A 4,017-nucleotide genomic window follows, 5' to 3' on the forward strand; every position below is an offset into this window, starting at 1 on the left:
CGTTAAAAGAAACATATACTTCCTAGACATTTTGAAATTCTTGAACGTTTGGTTACTTTTCTTTCAAGAGAAAAGTGACAGAATTCGAATAAATTCAATAATTTAATTAAAAATAAAACTTATTTTATATGATCTCTTTACCACGTTTTTTATAATGAGTGTGCAGTAGTTTATGTGCTTTTTCTTTTCCAGGACCCTCTTTAAAGAAATTTTTATAAAGTTCCAAAACCCCTGGATTCTCATAGGATTTTCTGACGAGAGCTTTTTTATCCTCGCTATAGATAGCATTTGCCCTTTTAATTCTGATCTCCTCATTGGTGGGAATAGGTTGTCCTCCCCCTCCGAGACATCCCCCTGGACATGCCATAAATTCAATAAAATGATAGGTGCTGAATTCTCCACCACTTTTTATATTTTCGAGAACTCTTTTGGCATTGGACGTTCCGTGGCATATGGCTACTTTCAAAGTTTGATCTTTTAGAAATTCAAATGAATCTAACTGGCCTTTTAAAAGTTCCGGTACCTCTGAGATTTTATCTATTTTAATCTCTAGAGATTTTATATTTTCAAATCCCCTAACCTGTTTTATATCCCCGTATTCAAAGAGAGAATCTATTTTTTTACCTGTAACAAGTTCATAAAGAGTTCTGATAGCAGATTCCATCACGCCTCCGGTGGCGCCGAAAATAACTCCGGAACCGCTTCCTCCTGTGAAGGGGTCATCAAAGTCTGAATCTTCAATATTCGGAAGATCGATACCGGTTTCTTTAAACATTTTTGCCATTTCTCTTGTGGTGATACCATAATCAACATCTCTGTAACCTGACTGGCACATTTCAGGCCTGCCGGCTTCATATTTTTTTGCAGTGCACGGCATCAATGCTACAGTGACTATATCTTCGGGGTTGATTTTATTTTTTTCTGCATAATAAGTTTTAATAATGGTACCAAACATTTGCTGCGGACTCTTTGCAGTAGAAAGATGGTCTATTAATTCAGGATAGAAATGTTCTAGATACTTAACCCATCCCGGAGAGCAAGATGTGAATACAGGGAGTTTCATCTGACTGTCGCCCTCTATATTGTTATAAAGCCTTTTGATCAGCTCAGTTCCCTCCTCTATAATGGTGAGGTCAGCAGTAAAGCATGTGTCAAATACCTTATGAAAGCCGCAACGTCTCAGTGCAGTGTTCATTTTTAATGTCATAGGAGTACCAGGCTCTAGACCAAACTCTTCCCCTATACCAGCCCTAGGAGCAGGAGCGGTCTGTATAACTACATGCTTACCCTTTGTTTCCAGGGCATTCCACACAAGTTCACTGTCATCTTTTTCATAGAGAGCCGCAGTGGGACACCTGTTTATGCATTGACCGCAGTTTATACAGACTATTTCGTCCATGGGTTTATCACCAAAGGTGGTAATGGTGGAGTTTTTTCCACGTCCTTTGATACTGAATACACCCACCTCCTGAAGATCGATACAGCTTCTTACACACCTTCTGCAAAGAATGCATTTATCAAGATCTCTCATTATGGCATGGCTGGAGAAATCCACACCTTTTTTTCTCTTGTTTTCATGTCCGTAAGGATAAGAGTTTATTCCGTATTCCATTGCCAAGTCCTGTAGTTCGCAGTTTCCGTTTCTCACACAGGAATAGCATTCTCCCACATGATCTGCAAGCATTAGTTCGAGTACATTTCTTCTGGATCTACGTATTTTAGAGGTATTTGTTCTTATTTTTATTGGTTGTGAGATTGAATAAGAGCATGAGGCCTGCAGTGTCTTGAAACCCTCTACTTCCACGAGACATATTCTGCAGACTCCGGCAAGACAGAGGTCAGAGTGATTACAGAGAGTGGGGATTTTTACCCCTATACCTTTAGCTGCTTGTAGAATGGTTGTCCCTTTGGTTACCTGCATTTTTTTGTTGTCTATCTCTATATCTATCAGCTCTAGTTTGCATTCCTCGTCCTGACCTTCGCATGCGTCTCTCAGCATCTCAGTTTTAGGAACTCTGCATTTGTCTGCTTCACATTTGTTTATCATCAGTCCTGCACCTCCTCTGGGAGCCTTCCCAAAATCTCCTCTTTGAAGTTTTCCACAATTGATCTGAATGCCACTATGCTCAGCTGCCCCAGTCCGCATTTAGATGCCAGTTCTATAGTTTCACACAACTCCAAAAGTTTGTTCAGATAAGTCACCGAGCACTTTCCCTTCTTCAGAAGTCTGATTCCTTCTAATATCCTGTATGTCCCCTCTCTGCAAGGAGTACACTGACCACAGGATTCTTCCACAAAGAATTCCATAAAGTTTTCGGCTATATCAAGCATATCTCTCTTCTCGTTAAAAAGAATAATGGATCCTCCTGTAGAAGCAGCCTCAAAGGCAATTCTTTTTGAAAAATCATCTTTATGGATGCATTCACCTGCTGCTCCCCCGATCTGTACAGCCTTTATATTATCTCCTTCTGCGAGAGTCACTATTTTATCAATTGTTACCCCGAAAGGAAGCTCGTATATACCTTCGTTTTTACAATCTCCGGATATGCTGAAAAACTTTGTTCCCTTTGAATTGTCAGTCCCGTATTGCCCAAAGGACTCTACCCCTTTTTCACATATAAGATTGACATTTAAAAATGTCTCTACATTGTTTACAAGGGTTGGATAATTCATAAATCCTGTATCCACAGGATAAGGGGGTTTGTTTCTAGGTTCACCTCTTTTTCCCTCGAGAGATTCGATAAGGGCTGTCTCCTCACCGCAGATATAGGCTCCTGCTCCCATCTTTATCTCAATATCAAAAACCAGACCCTCACCTATTTTATTTCCCAAAAATCCAGATTTCCGTCTTTTTTCTATCTCCTCTTCCAGTAGTTCTTTCATGTAGGTGTACTCTCCCCTGAGATATATGAATCCCCTGGAGGCACCTATTACATAAGCGGCGATACTCATACCTTCAAGTACTCTTTGAAAATTTTTATGCAGTATATACCTGTCTTTAAAAGTACCGGGCTCTCCTTCATCAGCATTGCATACGATGAATTTTTTCTCTTTCTTTTCCTCTTTTGCCAGCCGCCATTTAAAACCTGTGGGAAATCCGGCTCCTCCTCTTCCCCGCAGGTTGGATTTTTCGATATCCTCCAAAATGTCATTTTTATCCCTTTTCATAGTCTTGATCAGAACACTTCCAGGAACAAAATTTTCCTCCAAAAGAGGGCCTTTTTTTACTACTTTGGAGACTAGAGGAGTTTTGTATTCTTTTCCCACCACTCCTCTTTTGCACGACTGTATAATAAGAGGTATATCAGAGGATTTCACTTTGGATATAAGTATGTCGTTTACCAGCATGGCAGGCCCCTGGTCACACATTCCCAGGCAATTACAGTATTCCAAAGAGAATAAACCGTCATGGGTGGTTTCTCCAAAGGATATTTCCAGCTCGTTGTTTAGCTGCTTTGCTATCCTGTCTTTTTCTTTCATGTGACATGATATTGTCCTGCATAGACGGATGACATATTTCCCGTGTTTTTTACCGGATTTCAGAAAGTCATAAAAAGTTGACACCCCGTAGATTTCACTAGGATGTATTCCTACTGCAAAGGCCAAAGTCTGCATGGCATAAAGGTCTATCTCCCCGTATTCTCTGCTTATTTCTTCAAGCACAGGCAGTATTGCGGCCCTATCCCCACCATTTTTAGAGACCAAGAACTCTATTCTTTCCTTCAGTTCTTCCCTCCCCACTCGGTTCATAGCATACCTCCTTTAAATTTTTTATATATTAAATATTAAAAGTGCAGAGTGTAAAATTCAAACAAAAAATAAACTGTTAGTATTATTAGAAAGTTAAGTTTATATTCCTACATTGATATATTTTTATTTTCAAATTGAAATTAGTTTTATATTTTCTAAAAGAAAAATTTGATCTGAAAATAAAAAAACTGCCGGTGTCGTAAGAAAAAATTAATTTTCCCAATGACATCGGCAGAAGTTTAAAATTGGATAAGAGTTTTTTATAAA

The 4,017-nt window shown here is 39.1% G+C and carries 2 protein-coding genes; both read right to left on the bottom strand.

From position 1 onward, the window contains the following. Positions 1–124: 124 nt before the first annotated feature. On the bottom strand, positions 125–2,047 hold the full coding sequence (locus ABZA26_RS09370) for an NADH-dependent [FeFe] hydrogenase, group A6 (RefSeq protein ID WP_372714260.1): 1,923 nt from the start codon (positions 2,045–2,047) through the stop codon (positions 125–127). After that, positions 2,047–3,750, bottom strand: a complete 1,704-nt coding sequence (locus ABZA26_RS09375; protein WP_372714261.1) for an NAD(P)H-dependent oxidoreductase subunit E — start codon at positions 3,748–3,750, stop codon at positions 2,047–2,049. Before ABZA26_RS09375 ends, ABZA26_RS09370 begins: the two co-directional genes overlap by 1 nt. Positions 3,751–4,017 lie beyond the last annotated feature (267 nt).

This window comes from Ilyobacter sp., from assembly GCF_041583315.1.
In the GTDB taxonomy this organism is placed as follows: domain Bacteria; phylum Fusobacteriota; class Fusobacteriia; order Fusobacteriales; family Fusobacteriaceae; genus Ilyobacter.